At 52.9% G+C, this 21,018-nt stretch carries 18 protein-coding genes and 2 tRNA genes; 16 read left to right on the top strand and 4 right to left on the bottom strand.

Going from position 1 to position 21,018, the window contains the following annotated elements; genetic code table 11:
• Positions 1-75 (top strand) — tRNA-His (locus R0J87_RS13825).
• Between the two features lie 65 nt (positions 76-140).
• Positions 141-215 (top strand) — tRNA-His (locus R0J87_RS13820).
• A 166-nt stretch (positions 216-381) separates the two neighbouring features.
• Here the strand turns inward: R0J87_RS13820 and amt are convergent.
• Positions 382-3,756 (bottom strand): ammonium transporter, encoded by a 3,375-nt coding sequence (gene amt / locus R0J87_RS13815; RefSeq protein ID WP_498886831.1) that lies wholly within the window; start codon positions 3,754-3,756, stop codon positions 382-384.
• A gap of 335 nt (positions 3,757-4,091) precedes the next feature.
• Here amt and R0J87_RS13810 point away from each other — a divergent pair, with 335 nt between their 5' ends.
• The 4 genes from R0J87_RS13810 (at position 4,092) to R0J87_RS13795 (ending at position 8,231) form a co-directional block, all read left to right on the top strand.
• Positions 4,092-5,333, top strand: coding sequence for an NAD(P)/FAD-dependent oxidoreductase (locus R0J87_RS13810; RefSeq protein WP_498886829.1), 1,242 nt, complete (start codon positions 4,092-4,094; stop codon positions 5,331-5,333).
• A 103-nt stretch (positions 5,334-5,436) separates the two neighbouring features.
• A complete protein-coding gene (locus R0J87_RS13805; RefSeq protein WP_188638680.1) occupies positions 5,437-5,646 on the top strand; it encodes a putative motility protein in 210 nt (69 codons plus the stop codon).
• 199 nt (positions 5,647-5,845) lie between these two features.
• The gene (locus R0J87_RS13800) at positions 5,846-7,435 is read left to right on the top strand and encodes a peptide chain release factor 3 (protein ID WP_404341634.1); all 1,590 of its coding nucleotides are present in this window, start codon (positions 5,846-5,848) and stop codon (positions 7,433-7,435) included.
• Between the two features lie 19 nt (positions 7,436-7,454).
• Complete coding sequence (locus R0J87_RS13795; RefSeq protein ID WP_498886828.1) at positions 7,455-8,231, top strand: TatD family hydrolase; 777 nt, start codon at positions 7,455-7,457, stop codon at positions 8,229-8,231.
• Positions 8,232-8,247: 16 nt separating this feature from the next.
• On the opposite strand, the gene ygfZ is transcribed toward R0J87_RS13795, so the two are convergent.
• On the bottom strand, positions 8,248-9,198 hold the full coding sequence (gene ygfZ, locus R0J87_RS13790; protein WP_498886826.1) for a CAF17-like 4Fe-4S cluster assembly/insertion protein YgfZ: 951 nt from the start codon (positions 9,196-9,198) through the stop codon (positions 8,248-8,250).
• 190 nt (positions 9,199-9,388) lie between these two features.
• On the opposite strand from ygfZ, the gene R0J87_RS13785 reads away from it, so the two are divergent.
• The 7 genes from R0J87_RS13785 (at position 9,389) to R0J87_RS13755 (ending at position 17,070) form a co-directional block, all read left to right on the top strand.
• Positions 9,389-9,586 (top strand): hypothetical protein, encoded by a 198-nt coding sequence (locus tag R0J87_RS13785; RefSeq protein ID WP_404466338.1) that lies wholly within the window; start codon positions 9,389-9,391, stop codon positions 9,584-9,586.
• Positions 9,586-9,993: an OsmC family protein gene (locus R0J87_RS13780; RefSeq protein WP_498886823.1), complete on the top strand. Its 408-nt coding sequence runs from the start codon at positions 9,586-9,588 to the stop codon at positions 9,991-9,993. The genes R0J87_RS13785 and R0J87_RS13780 overlap by 1 nt, the downstream gene beginning before the upstream one ends.
• A 43-nt stretch (positions 9,994-10,036) precedes the next feature.
• The gene (gene uvrB, locus R0J87_RS13775) at positions 10,037-12,061 is read left to right on the top strand and encodes an excinuclease ABC subunit UvrB (protein ID WP_404341626.1); all 2,025 of its coding nucleotides are present in this window, start codon (positions 10,037-10,039) and stop codon (positions 12,059-12,061) included.
• 3 nt (positions 12,062-12,064) lie between these two features.
• Complete coding sequence (gene nei, locus R0J87_RS13770) at positions 12,065-12,889, top strand: endonuclease VIII (RefSeq protein ID WP_404341624.1); 825 nt, start codon at positions 12,065-12,067, stop codon at positions 12,887-12,889.
• Positions 12,890-13,068: 179 nt separating this feature from the next.
• A complete protein-coding gene (locus tag R0J87_RS13765) occupies positions 13,069-14,574 on the top strand; it encodes a fumarate hydratase (protein WP_404345952.1) in 1,506 nt (501 codons plus the stop codon).
• A 102-nt stretch (positions 14,575-14,676) separates the two neighbouring features.
• A complete protein-coding gene (gene cls, locus R0J87_RS13760; RefSeq protein ID WP_498886820.1) occupies positions 14,677-16,095 on the top strand; it encodes a cardiolipin synthase in 1,419 nt (472 codons plus the stop codon).
• A 57-nt stretch (positions 16,096-16,152) separates the two neighbouring features.
• The gene (locus R0J87_RS13755; protein ID WP_404345948.1) at positions 16,153-17,070 is read left to right on the top strand and encodes a LysR substrate-binding domain-containing protein; all 918 of its coding nucleotides are present in this window, start codon (positions 16,153-16,155) and stop codon (positions 17,068-17,070) included.
• On the opposite strand, the gene R0J87_RS13750 is transcribed toward R0J87_RS13755, so the two are convergent.
• Positions 17,067-18,161, bottom strand: a complete 1,095-nt coding sequence (locus tag R0J87_RS13750; RefSeq protein ID WP_404345946.1) for a bifunctional nicotinamide-nucleotide adenylyltransferase/Nudix hydroxylase — start codon at positions 18,159-18,161, stop codon at positions 17,067-17,069. The two genes, R0J87_RS13755 and R0J87_RS13750, sit on opposite strands and share 4 nt — an antisense overlap.
• Before the next feature lie 174 nt (positions 18,162-18,335).
• On the opposite strand from R0J87_RS13750, the gene R0J87_RS13745 reads away from it, so the two are divergent.
• Together R0J87_RS13745 and R0J87_RS13740 are read left to right on the top strand one after the other, a co-directional pair.
• A complete protein-coding gene (locus tag R0J87_RS13745) occupies positions 18,336-19,235 on the top strand; it encodes a YihY/virulence factor BrkB family protein (RefSeq protein WP_404345944.1) in 900 nt (299 codons plus the stop codon).
• Between the two features lie 16 nt (positions 19,236-19,251).
• Positions 19,252-19,527 (top strand): acylphosphatase, encoded by a 276-nt coding sequence (locus R0J87_RS13740; protein WP_498886818.1) that lies wholly within the window; start codon positions 19,252-19,254, stop codon positions 19,525-19,527.
• A gap of 28 nt (positions 19,528-19,555) precedes the next feature.
• Here the strand turns inward: R0J87_RS13740 and R0J87_RS13735 are convergent, their stop codons facing one another.
• Positions 19,556-20,506: a D-2-hydroxyacid dehydrogenase gene (locus tag R0J87_RS13735; protein ID WP_498886816.1), complete on the bottom strand. Its 951-nt coding sequence runs from the start codon at positions 20,504-20,506 to the stop codon at positions 19,556-19,558.
• 198 nt (positions 20,507-20,704) lie between these two features.
• Between R0J87_RS13735 and R0J87_RS13730 the strand changes: the two genes are divergently transcribed.
• On the top strand, positions 20,705-20,980 hold the full coding sequence (locus R0J87_RS13730) for an FmdB family zinc ribbon protein (RefSeq protein WP_498886815.1): 276 nt from the start codon (positions 20,705-20,707) through the stop codon (positions 20,978-20,980).
• Positions 20,981-21,018: the final 38 nt, after the last annotated feature.

Here is a 21,018-nt window from a genome sequence, read left to right as displayed (position 1 = left end):
GTGGATGTAGCTCAGTGGTAGAGCCCCGGATTGTGGCTCCGGTGGTCGTGGGTTCGATCCCCATCATCCACCCCATTGACAAAACATACAGCAATATAAAGCAATATCAGTAACTCCGCAGTAAACAGTTTCAGGTTGTGGTGGATGTAGCTCAGTGGTAGAGCCCCGGATTGTGGCTCCGGTGGTCGTGGGTTCGATCCCCATCATCCACCCCATTAACCTGTTATTTGTCCTTCAGTCTCCCCTCCTATATTTGTTCTTTTTGCATTTCAAACATTCGTTACTGTTTTTATGACTTTTAAATAGTCATTGTTTCATAGTATCTACTCACCACTCACCACTCACCACTCACCACTCACCACTCACCACTCACCAATTTACCTATCTCGGCATAACCTTAATCTGGTTACCAACGGTAGCGGTAATGGGTTCTGGTTTTCCAAGTAAATAGCCTTGTGCATAGTCGATCCCTAGAGAGCGAAGCTTATCTAGCGTTTCTTTGTTTTCTACGTATTCAGCGACTGTATCAATATTAAGCGCCTTTCCTACGGCGTGAATGGCTTCCACCATGGCGCTATCTATGGGGTCATGGTGAATATTGCGGATAAAATTGCCATCTATTTTTAAATAGTCGACCGACAGCTGTTTTAAATAGCTGAAGGATGAGAGCCCGGTGCCAAAGTCATCCAGTGCGAATCGGCAGCCCAGTGCTTTAAGGGCCTGTATCAATTCACTGACTTTTGAAAGCTGCGCAATAGCCGCGCTCTCGGTAATTTCGAAGCATAGCGTCCCTTCTGGTAGCTCGGCGCGGCGTACTTGCTGCACCAGCTCCTGACAAAAATCGCCATCTGATAAAGAATCGCCTGATAAGTTAATGCCCCAGTGGCCTATCGAATGATTCTCCGCACAGCGATAACGATCTCCCAGCCACGCTAACGTGTTGCGCACTACCCAGCGGTCTATTCTCGGCATAAAGTGATAGCGTTCGGCGGCGGGTAAAAAGCTGCCTGGCGCGATCAGCGCGCCGTTTTCTTCTAGGCGTAGCAAAATTTCTCGGTAGCCGGGGCCTTGACCACATAAGGCATGAATAGGCTGGGCAAACAGTCGGAAAGCATCGTTATCCAGGGCATTTTGTAATCGCTGTACCCACTGCAGTTCACCGTGGCGCTCTAAGAGCAGATGGTCATCCGGTTGATAGCAGTGAATACGGTTGCGGCCCGCTTCTTTGGCGGTATAGCAGGCGGCATCGGCGGCGTGCAGTGTGTCAGACAAGCGCATCGGTTGTTCAGGTGTCATCGCCACTAAGCCAATACTGACGCCAATGCCAAATGTGTGCCCCTGCCAGGCAAAGCGGAAATGCTCGATATCGCGGCGCACGGCTTCGCAAATAATCTTGGCTTTATCAAGCGGGCAGTCGGGCAGTACCAGGGCGAACTCATCGCCTCCTAAGCGCGCAACGGTGTCACTATTGCGAACATGCGCTTTCAGTTTCATAGAGACTTGGCGTAGCAGTTCATCCCCCGCTAAGTGGCCGCAGGTGTCGTTGACGATTTTGAACTGATCTAAATCGAGATAGCAGAGCACATGGTGACGCTCAGTCTGTTCGAGTAGTTTAGTGAGCAGCGTTTCGAAAGCACGTCGATTCAAAAGGCCGGTGAGGTTGTCGTGGGTGGCTTGATAGTTAAGCTGTTCTGAAAGCTTGCGTGTAAGACTCACATCTTGGAAGACGACCACGGCGCCAAGCGTTATGCCCCCTCTGGAGCGGATAGGTGCCGCACTATGTTGAATGGGGTAGCGCTTACTGGTGCGATGGATAAGCTGGCAGTGTTCGCTGTAGTGAATAGCACGATGCTGCGTGAGCACTTTACGAGCGGGATTGCTGATGGGTTCATCGCTAAGCTCGTCACGCAGTTGATAAATGGTTTGAATCGGTTTGTTTACAGCGTCGTCAAGTGCCCAACCCGTCAGTCGTTCTGCTTCCGCATTCATAAAGGTAATATTGCCGCTAGCGTCGCAAGTGATCACGCCATCACCAATCGAGGCGAGCGTGGTGCGGGCAAGGTCGCGCTCACGGTTTAGCTGCTCTTGAAGCTGTTTGCGCTCTGTGATGTCACGTACCATCCCAGAGCACTCTGAGGCGGAGCCCTCGGCACCCTCACTGACCTGGATTTCCAAATAGCGTATCTGCTGGTCCTCCGTGCGCAGCTTAATTTCATGCATTGCCCCGGGCGTCAGCGCCTTGTTGGCCAGTAGCGTGCTTACTGGTTGGCCAACCATCCGTTCTGCATGAACGCCAAACAAAGCCTCTGCGCCCGGGTTTAACCCCGTGAGCGTTCCGTCGGCTTGCCAGGTAATCACGCCGTCGCGCAGGTTGCGCAGCATGACCTGAGTGTGACCTACCGCGCGTTCAAGTGCTGCCGACACGCGGTTATAGCTTGCCGCTATCTCACCGACCTCGGTGAAGGGGTCGGCCTCAATGCGCTGGCGCATATCGCCCTGTTTTTCATGCTGCCGCATATGCTCCAACAGCTGGTTGAGCTCGTTTCGTGCGCCATGCTCGGCAAGGTTAAGGCCCATTTTCTCGGCATCTTTGGAGACGCGAAGGGGTAAAAACCGGCGGGTGATACGAAAGAGCAGCCAGGCGAGCCCAAAACTCCACAAGCCGCATACCACGACGCCCAGCAGCTGGACCATAAATTGATCAAATCTGCCAAGGGAAGTGCCCAGTCGATCAAGGTCGGCTATCCACGGCAGGGCGAGAGTGCCCCATAGGCCGGTGACTAAGTGTGCGGGGATAGCGCCCACGGCATCATCAATGCGCCTTTTTAGTAGCCATTCGCTCGCCAGTACCATAAGGACACCGCTTACGCCGCCCATAAAGAAAGCAGCGGCTAATGACAGAGCATGTGCGCCTGCCGTTACCGCTACTAAACCTGCGATGGCGCCGTTGATGGCATACATCACATCTGCATAGCGTCGCACACGCCAGCCCACCAGCATGGCCGATAAAATGCCGCCCACAGCGCCTAACATGGTATTGGCGATGATGCCGGGCACGCTGCCATTTAAAGCAAGCGTGCTGCCACCGTTAAATCCAAACCAGCCTAGCACCATAAACAGAGCGCCCAGCATGGCGAGCGGTAAGTTGCCCGCGGGAAAGGCAGTCGGGGGCTTATCCACCTGGAAGCGCCCCTGACGAGGGCCGATGACCAGTACTGCCGCTAATGCCACCCAGCCGCCAACGCTGTGTACGACGGTTGCGCCGGCGAAATCGATAAAGCCCAGCGCCGCCAGCCAGCCAGGACTGCCGCCCAACAAGCCGCCCCATGCCCAGTGGCCAAATACCGGATAAATCAGTAGCGCTATCCAAAACGCGGTCCAAAGGTAGCCAAGAAACGGCATTCGTTCAGCCACCGCGCCCGCCACAATCGTAGCCGCTGTGGCGCAAAACATGGCTTGAAAGATAAAGACGGTGATTAGCCAAGTGTTGGTCGACTCCAGCTCCCATCCAAACAGCGAGCTACCGACCCAACCTGCCTGGGAAGCACCAAACATCATCCCGAAGCCTGCGAGCCAAAAGACACTGACGGCAATCGCAAAATCCGCTAAGTTTTTTATAGCGACGTTAATGGCATTTTTGGTTCGGGTGGTTCCTGCTTCAAGGCACAGAAAGCCAGCCTGCATGACAAACACCAGTGCGGCCGCCCACAGCACCCACAGGGTATCAATGAGAGTGGTATCGAAGCTGTCGGTCATGGGCAAGGTCCTTGTGCTGATCTGGTGCAGTGCGAGCACTGTTAGGGTGCGGTAATGCGTGCGTTGCCTCTTATTAACCCAGCGCGGTGCCTTGTGTTGCCGAAGGTTTCCGGTGCGTTAAAGCAGTGCTAACAGTAATTAAGCAAATGTTGTGCCGCGCTTAGTAAAGTCATCCTTATTTACGTTTTTTGCGTTATAAATAACTAAAATAGTGGCTTAAAACAGTCTTTATGACTGTGCAAAAGCGGTTTGATTGGTGATATTTTTCAATATATTACTTACGGGGTTGGCAGCGTGTGGCTGGGCAATCAAAAGAATGAGAGGAGTGCATCATAATGGCGCGTCAAACGGTGGTTTTAGGAGCAGGAATGGTGGGTGTCAGTATTGCTTGGCAGCTGCAGCAGCGTGGCTACCAGGTAACACTGGTGGATCGCCGCCAGCCTGGGCGTGAAACCTCGTTTGGAAATGCGGGGATTATACAGCGTGAAGCCGTAAGGCCTTATCCGTTCCCGCGTGATATGAAAACGATATTAAGCGTACTGCCGAACCGACGTGTTGATATCCGCTACCGGCCGACAGGTATGGTCAATGCGGCATCGCCACTATTGAGCTACTGGCACCACTCCTCCTCCCGGCTGTATAAAAAGATCGTTCCTGAATACGCGTCGTTGATTCAGCTTTGCCTGGAGGCTCACGCGCCGATGATTGAAGCGTCGGGCGCTGACCATTTAGTGCGCCGTGAAGGGTGGCTGGAAATCTACCGTACGCAAGAGAAGCTCGCTAAGCGGGTAAAAGAGGCCGAAGAAGCGCGTGAGCTTTACGGCGTGCAATTTACGGTACTAGACCGTGAGGCGCTGAATGAGAAAGAGCCCCAGCTTGGTGAGAAAATCATTGGCGCAATTCATTGGCTGGACCCATGGACCGTTGCAGACCCGGGTGGATTGGTGGCCGCTTATGCTGCCTCGTTTGAAGCCATGGGCGGGCGTGTTGTGCAGGCAGATATCACCGGCGTTACGCAGCAGGGCGATACGTGGACCGTCACGACCAGTGAAGAGGCGTTCAGCGTTGATCAGGTCGTTATGGCGCTCGGCCCCTGGGCGGGCCAATGGATGAAGCCGTTGGGCTATCACTTCCCGACGTTCGTAAAGCGTGGCTACCATATGCATTATGCTACTCAACCGACAGCCAAATTAAACTATTGGTTAATGGATGCAGAGGTAGGGTATTTGCTGGCGCCAATGAACGCGGGGGTCCGGCTGACCACCGGGGCTGAGCTAGACCGCCTGGAATCACCTGCGGATGAAGAGCAGCTAGGGGCCGCTGAAAAAGTAGCGCGCACTATCTTCCCGTTAGCTGAGCGCAAAGATAGCGCTGCGTGGAAGGGCGCGCGGCCGTGTTTGCCGGATATGAAGCCTGTTATTGGCCCTGCGCCACGTCACCCAGGCCTGTGGTTAGCATTTGGTCATGGTCATCAAGGTTTCACACTTGGCCCGGCTACCGGCCAACTGCTAGCGGATATGATGGAAGATAAGCCCACCGCTATTGATATGGCGCCGTTTCGGGCTGATCGGTTTTAACCGTGATGTTGCGTGCTGTTACGATACGCAAAGTGACAAACATGGCCTAGTGAGGCTGGGTTTGCTACGCTGAACAAGTCACTCAAAAGACTGAGGTGCAATAATGGATGTCGCTGCGAGTAATGCTGTCAGCACAGCGCTGTATATGAACCAAGCGCAAACCGCTGAACAAGCGCAAATGCAAATGTTCCGCCAAGCCCTTGATGTGCAAGCCGAGCAAATCACAGAAGTGCTCGCTTCTGCTGATACCGGTGCCCAGCCCAACTTGGCACAAGAAGGCAGTGTTGGCACGCAGGTTAATACGTACGCTTAAGTAGCTGTTTGCTTAGTAATGATTTTACTAACGTATCTAAACGCCGACTCTGTCGGCGTTTTTTATATCGGTACAAAATGCCCGCTGCACGTGATGGTATGCCGTTGAAGGCGAGTTGCGTTACCATAGGCGCACACAACGCCGAAGGTTTGGCGCTACGTTTTAAGTGTTCACGCTGTACCATCTTGTAGAGAACTCCATGTCTGACGCCCAATTAGCGCGTGAAGCTGAGCTTCGCCGTACTTTTGCGATTATTTCGCACCCTGACGCCGGTAAAACCACCATCACCGAAAAAATGCTGCTGTTTGGAAATGCGATTCAGCTAGCAGGCTCGGTCAAGAGTAAACGTAATGATCGTCACGCCACGTCTGACTGGATGAAGATGGAGCAGGAGCGTGGTATCTCGGTGACCACGTCGGTTATGCAGTTTCCCTATGGTGGACGTATCGTCAACCTCCTCGACACCCCGGGGCACGAAGACTTCTCTGAAGATACCTACCGCACCCTAACGGCGGTGGATTCCGCGCTGATGGTGATTGACGGCGCGAAAGGTGTTGAGGACCGTACCATCAAATTGATGGAAGTGTGTCGTCTGCGCACGACGCCGATTCTGACGTTTATCAATAAAATGGACCGTGACATTCGCGACCCCATTGAAGTCATGGATGAAGTGGAAACGGTACTGAATATCCAGTGTGCGCCGATGACATGGCCGATTGGCATGGGGCGTCACTTTAAAGGCGTTTATCACCTCTATAACGATGTGATTCACCTCTACACCCAGGGACAGGGTAGCCGTATTCCAGACGACAAGCGCATTGAAGGGCTAGACAACCCCGAAGTCGACGCGGTGTTGGGGGAAGAGCAGGCAGAAGAGCTGCGCATGGAAGTCGATTTAGTGCGCGGTGCTTCTCACGAATTTGATTTAGAAGCCTATCGCCGCGGTGAGCTTACCCCCGTCTATTTTGGTACCGCCATGGGTAACTTTGGCGTACGTGAAATGATGGACGGTTTCGTAGAGCATGCGCCCGCTCCACAGTCTCGGGAAACCGATACCCGTGAAGTGACTGCTCAGGATGAGCGCTTCACAGGTTTTGTATTCAAGATTCAGGCCAATATGGACCCGAACCATCGTGACCGCATCGCCTTCCTGCGGGTGTGCTCTGGTAAGTACGAAAAGAACATGAAGATGCGCCACGTGAGGATTGGTAAAGACGTCAAGATTGCTGATGCACTTACGTTTATGGCCTCTGACCGCTCGCAAGTAGAGGAGGCGTGGCCAGGCGATATTATCGGCCTGCATAACCATGGCACGATTCAGATTGGTGACACCTTCACCGTAGGTGAAGATATGCGCTTTACCGGCATCCCTCACTTTGCCCCCGAACTTTTCAAGCGCGTACGTTTAAAAGACCCGCTAAAAATGAAAGCGCTCCAGAAAGGCCTCCAGCAGCTCTCGGAAGAGGGGGCGACCCAGGTCTTTATGCCGATGGATAATAACGACCTCATCCTAGGGGCCGTAGGTACGCTGCAGTTTGATGTTGTCGCCCATCGCTTGAAGGAAGAGTACAAGGTCGACTGCCTTTATGAAGGGGTTAACGTGCAAACCGCCCGCTGGGTGTACTGCAACGATGCCAAAATGCTGGAAGAGTTTAAGCGCAAGGCCAGTACCAACCTCGCCATTGATGGCGGCGGTTACCTGACCTACATCGCGCCTACACGGGTTAACCTACAAATGACCCAGGAGCGCTGGCCGGATATTCGCTTCCAGCCTACCCGCGAGCATTAAACCTCCTAAAGAGGGCAATATGCTGATAGACGCCCACTGCCATTTGGATGTTGCGGAGTTTGACACGGATCGTGAGACCGTCATCGCCGCTGCCAAGGCAGCGGGCGTTTGCCGTTTTATAGTGCCCGCCACGGTGCGAGCCCGTTGGCATCACTTGCTGGCGCTGGGGGAGCGGCCTGAGGTGAGCGTTTGCCTAGGGCTTCACCCTTACTTTATTGAGCAGCATCGGCCGGAGGATATTGAGGCGCTGGAAGTATTGGTGAATCAACAGTTATCAAGCACTTCTTCCATTCGCCCAGTGGCCATTGGTGAATGCGGCATTGATGGACGCTTTACGCAGAGCCTGGATCAACAGTGGCACTATTTTGATGAGCAGTTAGGCATTGCGAAGCGCTGCAAGCTGCCGGTGGTGGTGCACTGCGTTAAGGCAAACGACTCGGTCAGCAAAAGACTGCGTCAGCGGGCGTTACCGCATGCTGGGCTGATACATGCCTTTGCCGGTTCCTACCAGCAGGCGGTGAAGTTTTTAGACCTTGGCTACGTATTGGGGCTGGGCGGTGCCGTGACCTATGAGCGAGCACAGCGTTTGCGTGCCGTTGTCGCCAAGCTGCCAGACGATGGGTTTGTGCTAGAAACTGACAGCCCTGATATGCCGCTAAGCGGTTACCAGGGCCAGCGGAACGAGCCTTCCCGAGTGGCAAAAGTGGCTAGCGTGGTAGCCGCGCTGCGTCAGCAATCTCTTGAGAGAGTCTCCATGCTGAGTAGTGCCAACGCCTCGCGTCTCTTTAACCTTTAGGCCAGCTGTTTAAGCTTTAGGTCAGCTGTGCGGAGATCTGTTCAGGGTCTAGCCGTTCAACAGGGTAGGGCAGTGTATGTAGGGTGATGGGTTGCTGCTGCCAGTGTAGCGAAATCTCTTCTTCCATCACTTTGGTATTCATGACCGCCAGCAGTTCTACTTGCTGGTCGTTGCCCCATGCGCGGCTAACCACTTCCCCCCAGGCTTTGCCACTTTCATCCATTAACGCATCGCCAATAGCGGGCAGCGTGGTAGCGGACACACTGGCGTGAACCAAACGCTTTTTTACCTGGCCGCGAAAATGCGCGCGTGCCACGACTTCCTGGCCGGTATAGCAGCCTTTCTTAAAGCTGATCCCTCCCAGTGCTTCCCAATTCAACATCTGGGGAAGAAAGTGATCCTGCTGGGCATCGGTGAGCCAAGCAAGTCCGCTGCGAATATCCGCTAGCTGCCACGTATTCTGTAGCGTTTCATCGCTGCTTAATAAGCTTCCCGCCTCTTCTTCAAACATAAAGAGCCAGCGTGGGCTACCAGGCATGCGTAGCGCCGTCCCTTTAGGGCTTGTCACATGCGTATAGGGCTGCTCAGGTAGCGTGATGCCTAGATGTTCAGCAATCGCATCTGTGGGCTGGCTGGCGCCTGCAAACGTCACTGAGCCTTCAAGTGATAACTCCGCTTTATAGAACGCGGCAAATTTCTTCAGGTGGTTGGCGAGTGTGTCTGCCAGGGAGGTGTCTAAAATTAAGCGGTAATGGTCGTTGCCAAGCCGCAAAAGCTGGCCGTTGGCCAACATGCGCCCCTTGGGTGTGCAAAAACAGGTAAGCGGCGCAAAAGAGCCCTTTGCTAAGCTCACCTGCGCGCTGGTTTGGCCCTGTAGAAATTTCTCCGCATCGGCCCCTTTAATATCGAGCGCTGCGTACTGGGTCAAACGCACGGCGCTAAAGGGCGGTGTTATTGCGGTGGCCATAGTCACTCCTGGGCGTGGTTAGTGAGATGTGTGATCAATAAGCATGCTTATAAAAGTGTGGGCAGGATAGGCAGATTGCAAGGCCTTCGGAGCATGCTAGACTCTTTATCCTGTATCAGGTTTGCATAGGTAATCACCTGCATGTGACTTTCATGCAGGTAGCTGGTAACAATTTAGCAAAGGACGCGGCATGGCTGTTCAATCATTAAGCTTTCAAGGCGTTACTACCGCCGAGCAGGTCAACAAAATCACTACTGCGCTGATGATGCTCGATGGTGTCGATAGTGCTGAAGTAGGCCGTTATGGTGCGGAAGTTGAAGGTCGCGCAAAGCGGGACGCTCTCATCAAAGCAGTTGAGAAACTTAACCTGCGTATCAAGGTATCGTAATGCATCCACCTATCGTGGTGATCAGTGAGCGAAATAGCGTGTTTCGCAAGCGTATAGAGGTCAATGGTATGGAGGATCTCTATGCCGATGTACCCGCAGTGGTGGGGGGCGATGAAAGCGCGCCGGATCCTCATGATTATTTCGATATTGCGCTGGGAACCTGCAAAGCGATTACGGTCCAAATGTACGCTAAGCGCAAGCAGTGGCCGTTGGAAGGTATTACCGTCAAAGTACAGCGTGATGACAGTGAAGAGCGGAAGGGTGTCTATAAACTGAGCGTTACGCTGTCGCTGCATGGCATCAGCGACCCAGAGCAGCGGGCAAAGCTGGAAGATATTAGCCACCGCTGCCCCATCCAACGCCTAATGACGCAGGCAACAATCGACATATCGACGCACACCGAGTAGGTCGACTACACCCAGAAGGTCTACTTCCCCGATAGGAGCAACGATGAGCAAGGAATTTCGTCTGCAGTCAAAATTTCAGCCTGCGGGCGACCAGCCTGCAGCTATACGCGGACTGATCAGCGGTTTGGAATCCGGGCTTGCCCATCAAACGCTGCTCGGGGTCACTGGGTCGGGTAAAACCTTCACCATGGCGAACGTTGTTCAACAGTTGCAGCGTCCAACGATAGTTATGGCGCCCAACAAAACCCTCGCAGCGCAGCTTTACGGTGAGTTCAAATCGTTTTTCCCCGATAACGCCATTGAGTATTTCGTCTCTTATTACGACTACTACCAGCCGGAAGCCTATGTGCCTTCCTCGGATACGTTTATTGAGAAAGACGCCTCTATCAATGATCACATTGAGCAAATGCGTCTTTCCGCCACGAAAGCGCTTCTAGAGCGTCGCGATGCGTTGATTGTAGTGTCAGTCTCGGCGATTTACGGCCTCGGCGATCCTGACCAATATCTAAAGATGCGGCTGCACTTCACCCGCGGCGAGCTGATTGATCAGCGTGCTTTTCTACGTCGTCTAGCGGAACTGCAATACACCCGTAACGATATGGATTTTCGTCGAGGCACCTATCGTGTGCGCGGCGACGTGATTGATATTTTCCCCGCCGATTCTGATGAAGAAGCCGTGCGTGTTGAGCTGTTTGACGACGAAATTGACTCTATCCGGTTGTTTGACCCGCTAACCGGCGATGTTCGCGGGCAAGTGCCTCGCATGACGATTTACCCTAAGTCGCACTATGTGACGCCACGAGAAACCATACTGGAAGCCATCGACTCCATTAAAGCGGAGCTCAAGGAGCGTTTGGAGTGGTTACGCAAGCATGAGCGGTTGGTAGAAGCCCAGCGGCTTGAACAACGTACGCTGTATGATATTGAGATGATGCTTGAGCTGGGATACTGCAACGGTATCGAAAACTACTCTCGCTACCTATCGGGCCGTGCCCCGGGTGAGCCGCCCCCTACCTTCTTTGACTACCTGCCCGATGATGCGCTGCTGTTTATCGATGAGTCCCACGTTAGCGTGCCCCAGGTAGGGGGGATGTATAAAGGCGACCGTTCGCGCAAAGAGACCCTGGTGGAGTACGGCTTCCGGCTGCCTTCGGCATTAGATAACCGGCCAATGAAGTTTGAAGAGTGGGAAGCGATCTCCCCGCAGACGATTTTCGTATCCGCCACTCCCGGTAATTACGAGGCGGAGCATGCAAGCCAAATCGTCGAACAGGTTGTGCGGCCAACGGGGCTGTTAGATCCGCAAATTGAGGTGCGCCCGGCAAGCACGCAGGTCGATGACTTGCTCTCGGAGATTGGTTTGCGCACGGCGGTTGGCGAGCGGGTGCTGGTTACCACTTTGACCAAACGCATGGCAGAAGACTTAACCGATTACTTCGATGAGCACGATATTCGCGTTCGCTATTTGCACTCCGATATCGACACCGTTGAGCGGGTGGAAATTATCCGCGATTTGCGTCTGGGTAAATTTGACGTGTTGGTGGGTATCAACTTGCTGCGAGAAGGGCTGGATATTCCTGAGGTCTCGCTAGTTGCCATATTGGATGCTGACAAAGAAGGCTTCTTGCGCGCCGAGCGGTCATTGATTCAAACCATCGGCCGTGCAGCCCGTAACGCCAATGGTAAAGCGATTCTTTATGGCGATCGCATCACTGACTCGATGCGTAAAGCGATTGATGAGACCGAGCGCCGGCGTCATAAACAGATGGCGCATAACGAAAAGCATGGCATTACTCCCACGACGGTCACCCGCTCCGTGGCCGATATTCTGGAAGCAGCACAAACGCCGGGTAAGAAGAGTACTCGACGTAAGGGTAATGAACGCAAAGTGGCTGAGCCTGAAGGGGGTTACGATGTAACGACCATGAGCAAGCAAGACTTACTCATGGCGATCAGTAAGCTAGAAGACGCCATGTTTGAAGCGGCTCAAAACTTAGAGTTTGAAGAAGCGGCGCGGCTGCGCGACCAGCTCCATCAAATGAAAGAGAAACAGCTGGCGCTAGGATAACCCATGCCCGAAGGTCCAGAGATTCGCCGCGCAGCGGATCGTATTGAAAAGCAAATCGGCGGTAAAGTGCTGGATGATGTGTGGTTTGCTTTTCCTGAATTATCCAGCCAAGCAAGCTCGCTGATCGGCGTTAAGGTGTCAGCGGTGGATACCTGGGGTAAAGCCATGCTGATTCGGTTTGACGACCAACGCGTGCTTTACTCGCATAATCAGCTGTACGGCGTGTGGAAGCTACACGCTGAAGATAAGCCGCCTAGCACTAAGCGATCCCTGCGTGTGCGGCTAGTGGCCGAGGGCAGGGCCGCAAGCCTTTACAGCGCGTCAGATATATCGCTGTGGCATGAAGATACGCTGGCGCACCACCCCTTTTTATCGCGCCTGGGCCCTGATTTACTTAGCCAAGACGTCAGCGCCAGCGATGTGAAGCAGCGCCTGCTTATGCCGGCGTTTAAACGCCGAAGTTTAGGAGCGCTGCTTTTAGATCAAGGCCTAGTGGCGGGGCTGGGGAATTACTTACGCTCTGAAATTCTGTTCTTTGCTTACCTTCATCCCAAGCAGCGCCCAGATGATTTAACCGATGAGCAGTTAACGCGGCTATCAACGCATATTGTCGACATTACCCGCACCGCCTACCGAACGGCGGGAGTGACTAATCAAGAAGCCTGGATTGAGCAGGCCATTGCTTCTGGCGAGCCCCGGCGGCAGTGGCGTTTTAGTGTGTTTGAACGCGCGGGGCTATCCTGTCATCGCTGCGGCAATATCATTACGCGCATGATGGTGGGTTCACGCCGGTTGTATTGCTGCCCTCAGTGCCAGCCCTCCTTTTAACTCAAATTTATACCGTTATCCTAAACAATTGCTCAACCATTCAGACCAAAGCGCTACCAGATAGCAAGCGGTGAAGCCCGGTCTTGGCTGCCGTGCTGGCATCAATGCGGTATACTTCCCGCACACTTAGACGGCCTATAAGGCCGCAGCCAAGACGATAACCGAGGAGCTGTTAATCCATGACCGTGATTCGCCAGGACGACGTTATTCAAAGCGTTGCCGATGCTCTGCAGTACATCTCTTACTATCATCCGAAAGATTTTATTCAAGCGATGGCCGCTGCCTACGAGCGTGAAGAGAACCCGGCAGCAAAAGATGCTATCGCTCAAATTTTGATCAACTCACGCATGTGTGCGACAGGGCATCGCCCGATTTGCCAAGATACCGGCATCGTCACGGTGTTTGTTCATGTGGGTATGAACGTCACTTGGGACGCCGAGCTAAGTCTTGACGATATGATTAATGAAGGCGTTCGCCGGGCTTATCATTTGCCGGATAACGTTTTACGCGCGTCAGTGCTCGCAGATCCTGACGGTAAGCGTCAAAACACTAAAGACAACACGCCGGCGATTATTCACTACAAAATCGTTCCGGGCGATAAGGTCGATATTCACGTGGCGGCGAAGGGCGGTGGTAGCGAGGCGAAATCGAAGTTTGCCATGCTCAACCCATCCGATAGCGTTGTAGATTGGGTCATGGAACAGCTCCCTAAAATGGGCGCTGGCTGGTGCCCGCCGGGCATGCTTGGTATTGGTATTGGCGGCACCGCTGAAAAAGCGATGGAAATTGCCAAAGAAGCGCTATTAGACCCTATCGATATTCAAGAGCTTCAGGCCCGTGGCGCAAGCAACCGTGCCGAAGAGCTGCGGCTTGAGCTGTTTGATAAAGTCAACAAGAGCGGCATTGGCGCACAGGGGTTAGGTGGTTTAACCACCGTATTGGATATTAAAGTTAAAGATTATCCTACCCACGCCGCGAACAAGCCGGTAGCGATTATTCCGAACTGCGCGGCAACTCGCCATGCGCACTTTACGCTGGATGGCTCTGGTCCGGTCTCGCTGCCTGCTCCGAAGTTAGAGGATTGGCCAGAAATTACCCGTGAAGCGGGTGATAACGTGAAACGCGTCAATCTGGATACCGTGACTCCGGAAGAAGTACAGACATGGCAACCAGGTGATACGCTGCTGCTTAATGGCAAGCTGCTCACCGGCCGCGACGCTGCTCATAAACGCATGGTAGATATGATCGCCAAGGGCGAGCCGCTGCCGGTAGATATGAAAGGTCGCTTTATTTATTACGTGGGCCCGGTAGACCCGGTCGGCGATGAAGTGGTTGGCCCTGCAGGCCCCACCACGGCCACGCGCATGGATAAGTTCACCCGTACAATGCTGGAAGAAACCGGCCTTCTGGGTATGGTGGGCAAGGCCGAGCGTGGTCAGCTGGCTATTGATGCCATTCGCGATAACCAAGCAGTGTATCTTATGGCCGTAGGGGGTTCTGCGTACCTGGTGGCGCAAGCCATCAAAAAATCCCGTGTTGTCGGTTTTGAAGACCTGGGCATGGAAGCTATCTACGAATTTGAAGTGGAAGACATGCCGGTCACGGTAGCGGTAGACAGTCAGGGTACTTCTGTACACCAAACTGGTCCGGCTAAGTGGAAAGAAATTATCGCTGAAAAAGCATGATGCGCGGATGTAGCGTTTCACGATGATGTTTGAAAGGAGCCCCGTATTAGCGGGGCTCCTGTGTATGAGATGCACAAATGTATGGATAGCGAGGAGTAGCGGATGACCTCTTGGTTGCTAGGGACAGGGATTATGCTAATTCACGTGTTGGGGATGATCTCAGCCGTGATGGCCTTAATGTCGAGCCGTACATCGCAGGGTGCCGTGGCGTGGATTATTTCACTATTAACCTTCCCCTATGCGGCTGTACCTGCCTATTGGCTATTTGGCCGACCCCGGTTTTATGGCTATGTCACGGCAAGAGGGGCGCGTGACTCGGTATTGAGAAGAGTGTTGGTACTCTATCGCCACAACGTTAAGCCCCATGTCGCGCTATCTGACAATACCGATATTCAAGCAGTTGAGCAGCTTGCAATGATGCCGTTAACGAAGGGAAACAGCACGCAGCTACTCATCGATGGTGATGCCACCTTCGCGAGCCTATTTGCGGGCATTGAGCGGGCACAAGATTATCTACTGATTCAGTTTTTTATCGTTCGCGATGATGAGCTAGGACGGCAGCTTCATCAGCATTTGATCGCTGCCGTGAAGCGCGGTGTGCGCGTTTATTTTCTCTACGACGAAATTGGCAGCCGCAAATTAAACGAAGGGTATTTAAAAGAGCTGAGTGACAGCGGGGTAGAGGTGACCCCTTTTCGCTCGTCGCGAGGCATAAAGCATCGCTTTCAGCTGAATTTTCGTAACCACCGAAAAATTGCCGTGGTGGACGGTAAGCAAGGTTGGGTAGGCGGCTTTAATGTGGGTAATGAATACTTGGGTAAAAGTGCCAAGCATGGGCCGTGGCGCGATACTCATCTGATGGTGCAGGGGCCTTGTGTGCTTGGCCTGCAAGAAGCCTTTTGGGAAGACTGGCACTGGGCAACGGGGGCGGTGATTACGCTTAATTGGCACGCAGAGAGCCATCCGCAGCATGATCAACAGGTCGTTATTGTGCCTTCTGGACCAGCTGATAAACAAGATACGGCAGGGTTGTTAGTGCAGCAGTTGATTCATAGCGCCAACGAAAGGTTTTGGGTGACTAGCCCCTATTTTGTACCGGATCAGGGCGTACAAGACTCCCTGCGCCTTGCCGCCATGCGAGGGGTCGATGTCCGTGTGATGATTCCGGAGCGGCCAGATCATTTGTTAGTGTTTCTCTCAGCATTCTCTTTTTTACCCGATATGTTGAAAGCAGGTGTAAAAATATACCGTTATCATCCTGGTTTTTTACACCAAAAAGTCATGCTAATAGATAGCACCTCAGCAACAGTGGGCACAGTCAATTTAGATAACCGATCATTCCGCTTAAATTTTGAAATTACCGCTTTCGTTCCTAGTGCAGACTTTGCGCGCGATGTAGCCACCATGCTAGAGGCAGACTTCGCTCAATGCCGACGGGTTACCTTAGATGAAGTGAGTCAGCGCCCAATGTGGAAAAAAGTCGTTTCCCGAGCCGCCTATTTAATGGCACCCGTTCAGTAAGTCAGGGGACCTCAACATATGACGCAACAAGCAACGTTCAAATAACAGGAGTCATGGGTGAATCTAGAAACAAAATGGCTAGAGGACTTTGTCGCACTGGCCAACACCCGCAGTTTTTCAGCTTCAGCCCGGCAGCGCCATGTCACCCAACCGGCGTTTAGCCGTCGAATTCGGGCGCTTGAACAAGCTGTTGGCGTTACGCTAGTGGACAGATCAACCACCCCGATTGGCTTAACATCAGAAGGCCAGCTGTTTCTCGTTACTGCCCGCAACTTGGTCGAGCAATTAAACGAGTCGCTCAGCCATTTGCGAGGGCTCTCTATTGCCAATGAGGCGCTGGATATTGTCGCGGCTCACTCCTTGGCGCTGAGCTTTTATCCCCCCTGGATTTCTAGATTACAGAAAGGGTTAGGGGAGTTGCCGACTCGCTTAGTGGCGATGAACGTGGGGGAGGCGATCCATGTACTGCGTGAAGGTAACTGTGACTTAATGCTGGCTTATTACGACCCCTTTGCCACCATGCAATTAGACGCCGAAGTCTTTCCTTCTTTCTCTATAGGCAAGGTCAAAATGTTGCCAGTGTCCTTACCTAATGAGCAGGGTAAGCCACTTTTCTCTTTGCAGCGCGATAGCTCTATTCCTTATTTGGCATATACCCAGGGAGCGTTTCTTGGGCGCAGTGTGCGCATGTTACTCAAGAACGATCCGTTGCGTATGAAGCTGAGAACGGTGTATGAGACGGCCATGGCAGAAGGCTTAAAAGGGATGGTGTTGCAAGGCGTTGGTGTGGCATGGATTCCTGATTTCTGCATCCGCGAAGAGCTCAAAACTGGCAAGCTTGTCAGAGCAGGCGATGAAAGTTGGGATATTCCGCTAGAAATCCGCCTATATCGCTGCTCTTTGGTTCATAAACCGGGCGTGGAGCGATTATGGCGGCAGATGATGAAACTGCCGCGCGATTTTTTGCAGGCCTAAAGCGAGCCAAAGTCAGCGGGTAAGCCAAGGAAGTTCTGAATAATAAAGAAGTGATCCTCAAAAAGGCTTTCTGGCTCCAGATCCGCCAATGCTACCCAGCGGGCATGATCTCCCCCCTGCACGGGCTTCAGGCGCGGCAGCTGCTGGTCCGGGCGTAATGCAAAGTAGAACGCTTCTGCCAATGTGCGCCCCCGCCAGCTGCGGTGTGGCTCATCAAATAAGCGTTGGCCACGCAGAGAGCCCTTCAATACCGGCTCTGGTACTTTTAAACGCAGCCGCTCACGCAGCTCTCGCAAGCAGGCATCCAACAACCGTTCATGTGGGTTAATAAAGCCCCCCGGGAGCGCAAATAAGCCTTTCCCAGGTGACGCATTGCGCTTCACTAGCAACACGTGACCGGATTGCACTACCACTGCGTTCACGGTCACAAAGATGGGCGGATAGGGAGCTTGGGACCATGCCTGCCGGTACTGGTCGAGCAGCTGTTGCTCCTCCAGCAGCCGGTAGTAATCATCCCCTTTGCAAAATTGACCAACGCTCGCTACTACGCCGGGAGGTAAGTCGTGATAAGCCCCGGTATTCAAGTAGTCATCGGTAGAGCCCGGCGAGCGAAAAAGGCGTTCTCTGATTTGGCTGGCAGAGATGCCTTCTACCAGCGGCACGCTTACCGACTCCCACTGAGGGAAAAGCGACAGATAGTAGCTTGATTGACCCCGACTAGCGCCGATAAGCCCAATGCGCGGCAGGCGTGCATTGGCAGGGGCAGCCAAGTCTCGGACTTTACGCTGTACGTCTCTTACCCACACATCGTCGTTATACAGCGCATCCAAGAGAGGCGTGATTTCCAGGCGCTGATTGTCCGCATCATCAAAGCCGGAGCGCAGCATGGCTTGGCGTTCATCAAAATGCCATGGGTTGCGCAATGAACGCGCTTGCCAAGAGGACCCCACCATCACAATCACTTGGCGGGCCTGCTTCAGCGCTTCTCGAATAATCGCCAGGTGGCCCAAATGAGGCGGCTGAAAACGGCCAATGAAAACCAAGCAATCAAAGTCGTAAGACGTGCCAGACCGAGCTGAATCTGAGTTCATTGCGTGTCCTTGATTGCTGAAAATGAGAATAATGCAACGCTATTATGGTGGCCCTGATAAACCGCTGCAACGCAATCATATCTGCGCTCAACGTTTTCATTGGGTATGCTTATTTATTAATCGTCATATAAGCGTTGCTCAGGGACGCTGTCATTTGTTGAGAAAGGGAAGTTTATGCTTAAAAAAACGCTCACTTTTTGGTGGAATGTCGTCCAAGATGCCACCTCGCTTTGGCTTGAGCGAAATGCTTTTAGCTATGCAGGTTCATTGGCGTTTTATACGCTATTTTCGTTAGCTCCTACGATCATTATTGCGGTCACGGTGATTGGCGTTGTGCTTGGGGAAGAGGCAGCACAAGGGCAAATTGTTGCTCAGTTGCAAGGTACGTTAGGAGTGGATGCCGCACTGGCAATAGAGCAGGCCGTTGCTCAGTCGCGTATTGAGGAATCAGGTGTATTGCCGACTATTCTTGGCTTCATAGCGCTGTTAGTGGGGGCCACGACGGTCTTTGCTCAGATGCAGTTCTCGCTCAACACTATTTGGGGAGTAACCGCAAAACCGACCAGCAATAGCGCCTTTATTTTCATTAAAAACCGTTTGTTATCGTTAACCGTTGTGTTGTCTATCGGTTTTATATTGTTAGTGTCACTTGTGCTTGGTGTCATGTTGCGTGGCATGTTGCATGCAGCCAATGATTTACTGCCCTTTGCCAGCTTATTAACCACTACGGCGGAATCGTTAATTTCACTTGCGATGGTCGCTTTGCTATTTGCCACTATTTTTAAAGTGCTGCCTGATGTCATGCTGCGTTGGCAAGACGTGCTGATTGGTGCGCTGGTCACCGCGGTGCTGTTTACCATTGGCCGCAGTGTCATTGCGATTTACCTCGCCTACACCGCTACCGCTTCTACCTATGGTGCCGCTGGTTCGGTTGTTATGATACTGCTATGGGTGTATTACAGCTCGCTTATTTTGCTGTTTGGTGCGGCGTTTACACGCTCATTGCTACTGCGACGTGGCCGACCGCTCATACCGCGTAACAGCGCTGTTTTGGTGAAGCATGAGTTGCTTTAACGGCTAGGAGGGTGCTATGGCGAATTGCTGCGTACGTGCCTATGTAACAGGCAAAGTACAAGGCGTCTGGTTTCGACGCTCCACTCAAGAGCAGGCGCTAATCCGTGGGCTAACCGGTTACGCTAAAAACCTGCCCGATGGCCGCGTAGAGGTGTTGATGTGCGGCCATCCTGCCGCCGTTTCTGAACTTGGCCAGTGGTTATGGCAAGGCCCTGAAGGCGCTCAGGTCACCCATGTAACACTTGAGACTTTGGATGACCATCACGCCCCAGATCACTTCGCCACCTACTAAATATTTAATAGTGGTAGTGGTGTTGGCGTTAGTGGTTATCTTCAAGCCAGGTACGAATATTGTCGGCAGTTAAACCGACAATATTCTGCCGTGCTTCAGGCGTAATCCACGCGTTGTGTGGCGTTACAATAAGGTTGAGCGGCTCTCTATTGGCCAGTGCATCAAGCAGCGCATGCCCTTCTTTGGGCGGCTCAGCGGGCAGTACGTCAACGGCTAGTCCACCGATTTCGCCACTGCGAAGCGCTTCTAATGCCGCTTCTTCGTCGATAATGCCGCCACGGGCGCAGTTAACGATGAGCAGCGAAGGCTTTGCCGCGGCAAGGCGCTCTTTATTGAGCAAATGTTTGGTGGCATCGTTGAGTGGGCAGTGCAAGCTGATGATATCCGCGGTGGGCAGTAGGTCATCTAGCGAAGGGCGAGGGTCGTGTTGCTCATTTCCTGGCCGGGCTGCAAACGTCACCTGCATACCAAAGGCCTCAGCCAATCGGGCAACTTCAGACCCCAGCTCCCCTTGTCCGACCATGACGAGCTGCTTACCCGCTAGTTGAAGTGTTGGGTGATCCTGCAGGCAGAAAAAGTCACTCGTTTGCCATTTGCCATCCGCGATATCGGCCTGATAGCGGGGTAGCCGATTCGCCAGCGTCAACATGAGCATCAGCGTGTGTTGCGAGACGCTGGCAGTGCCATAGGCCGTTACGTTCTTAACAATGATGTTATGGGCTTTAGCCGCGTCAAGATCAATGTTGTTTAAACCAGTGGCAAGAACACAGATCAACTTTAAAGAAGGCAGCTGAGATAGCGTCTCAGCATCCAACTTTACTTTATTAACAATAGCGATCTCAGCGCCTGCTAACCGTTCACACGCCTGTGCAGTGGTACTTTGCTGATATATTTCTAAGTGCGTGACAGCATTGCGAATAGCCGTCAAATCAATATCCGCGCCAAGGCTTTGGGCATCCAGTATGACCGCATTGGGCATTTTATTTTCTCCATTAACCGCCGAAAGCCGCTTGGCCTTGCTCGGCAGGGGGCACAAAAGGGTATAATGAGCGCTCTATCGACCGCAGTCTTGGAATTTATCCCGGCAGGCCACATATTGTCAGCCTGGTAGAGCTAGGTTTACCACGATTCTGTCAACCCACACCTGTCGGAGTTGAGCTTTTCAGGAGCCATCAACATGCCCATCTATGAGTACGAGTGCAAGGCCTGCGGCCATCGCATGGAAAAACTTCAGAAAATTAGCGCAGATCCTCTAAAAAGCTGCCCCGCGTGTCAGCAAGATGATCTGGAGCGTTTGGTCTCGGCAGCCGGGTTCCGCTTAGCGGGTGGCGGTTGGTACGAAACCGATTTCAAAACAGGTAGCAAAAAGAACCTTGCTGCTGATGAGAAAGCCGCTGGCAGCGCAAAAACGGATGCCAGTGGCACATCAACGAAAAATGGCGCTGCGGCGTAGCCGCAGCGGTCAGGCCTCTTTGAGGCCCAAGACAACTT

It is taken from the genome of Halomonas sp. SIMBA_159, from assembly GCF_046536035.1.
In the GTDB taxonomy this organism is placed as follows: domain Bacteria; phylum Pseudomonadota; class Gammaproteobacteria; order Pseudomonadales; family Halomonadaceae; genus Vreelandella; species Vreelandella venusta_A.
Note: the sequence above shows the minus strand (reverse complement) of the source record. Positions and strands in the feature narration are given on the sequence as shown.

Coding starts and splice junctions, on each gene's coding strand:
- amt (WP_498886831.1), bottom strand. CDS start 3,756: ATGACCGACAGCTTCGATACCACTCTCATTGATACCCTGTGGGTGCTG.
- R0J87_RS13810 (WP_498886829.1), top strand. CDS start 4,092: ATGGCGCGTCAAACGGTGGTTTTAGGAGCAGGAATGGTGGGTGTCAGT.
- R0J87_RS13805 (WP_188638680.1), top strand. CDS start 5,437: ATGGATGTCGCTGCGAGTAATGCTGTCAGCACAGCGCTGTATATGAAC.
- R0J87_RS13800 (WP_404341634.1), top strand. CDS start 5,846: ATGTCTGACGCCCAATTAGCGCGTGAAGCTGAGCTTCGCCGTACTTTT.
- R0J87_RS13795 (WP_498886828.1), top strand. CDS start 7,455: ATGCTGATAGACGCCCACTGCCATTTGGATGTTGCGGAGTTTGACACG.
- ygfZ (WP_498886826.1), bottom strand. CDS start 9,198: ATGGCCACCGCAATAACACCGCCCTTTAGCGCCGTGCGTTTGACCCAG.
- R0J87_RS13785 (WP_404466338.1), top strand. CDS start 9,389: ATGGCTGTTCAATCATTAAGCTTTCAAGGCGTTACTACCGCCGAGCAG.
- R0J87_RS13780 (WP_498886823.1), top strand. CDS start 9,586: ATGCATCCACCTATCGTGGTGATCAGTGAGCGAAATAGCGTGTTTCGC.
- uvrB (WP_404341626.1), top strand. CDS start 10,037: ATGAGCAAGGAATTTCGTCTGCAGTCAAAATTTCAGCCTGCGGGCGAC.
- nei (WP_404341624.1), top strand. CDS start 12,065: ATGCCCGAAGGTCCAGAGATTCGCCGCGCAGCGGATCGTATTGAAAAG.
- R0J87_RS13765 (WP_404345952.1), top strand. CDS start 13,069: ATGACCGTGATTCGCCAGGACGACGTTATTCAAAGCGTTGCCGATGCT.
- cls (WP_498886820.1), top strand. CDS start 14,677: ATGACCTCTTGGTTGCTAGGGACAGGGATTATGCTAATTCACGTGTTG.
- R0J87_RS13750 (WP_404345946.1), bottom strand. CDS start 18,161: ATGAACTCAGATTCAGCTCGGTCTGGCACGTCTTACGACTTTGATTGC.
- R0J87_RS13745 (WP_404345944.1), top strand. CDS start 18,336: ATGCTTAAAAAAACGCTCACTTTTTGGTGGAATGTCGTCCAAGATGCC.
- R0J87_RS13740 (WP_498886818.1), top strand. CDS start 19,252: ATGGCGAATTGCTGCGTACGTGCCTATGTAACAGGCAAAGTACAAGGC.
- R0J87_RS13735 (WP_498886816.1), bottom strand. CDS start 20,506: ATGCCCAATGCGGTCATACTGGATGCCCAAAGCCTTGGCGCGGATATT.
- R0J87_RS13730 (WP_498886815.1), top strand. CDS start 20,705: ATGCCCATCTATGAGTACGAGTGCAAGGCCTGCGGCCATCGCATGGAA.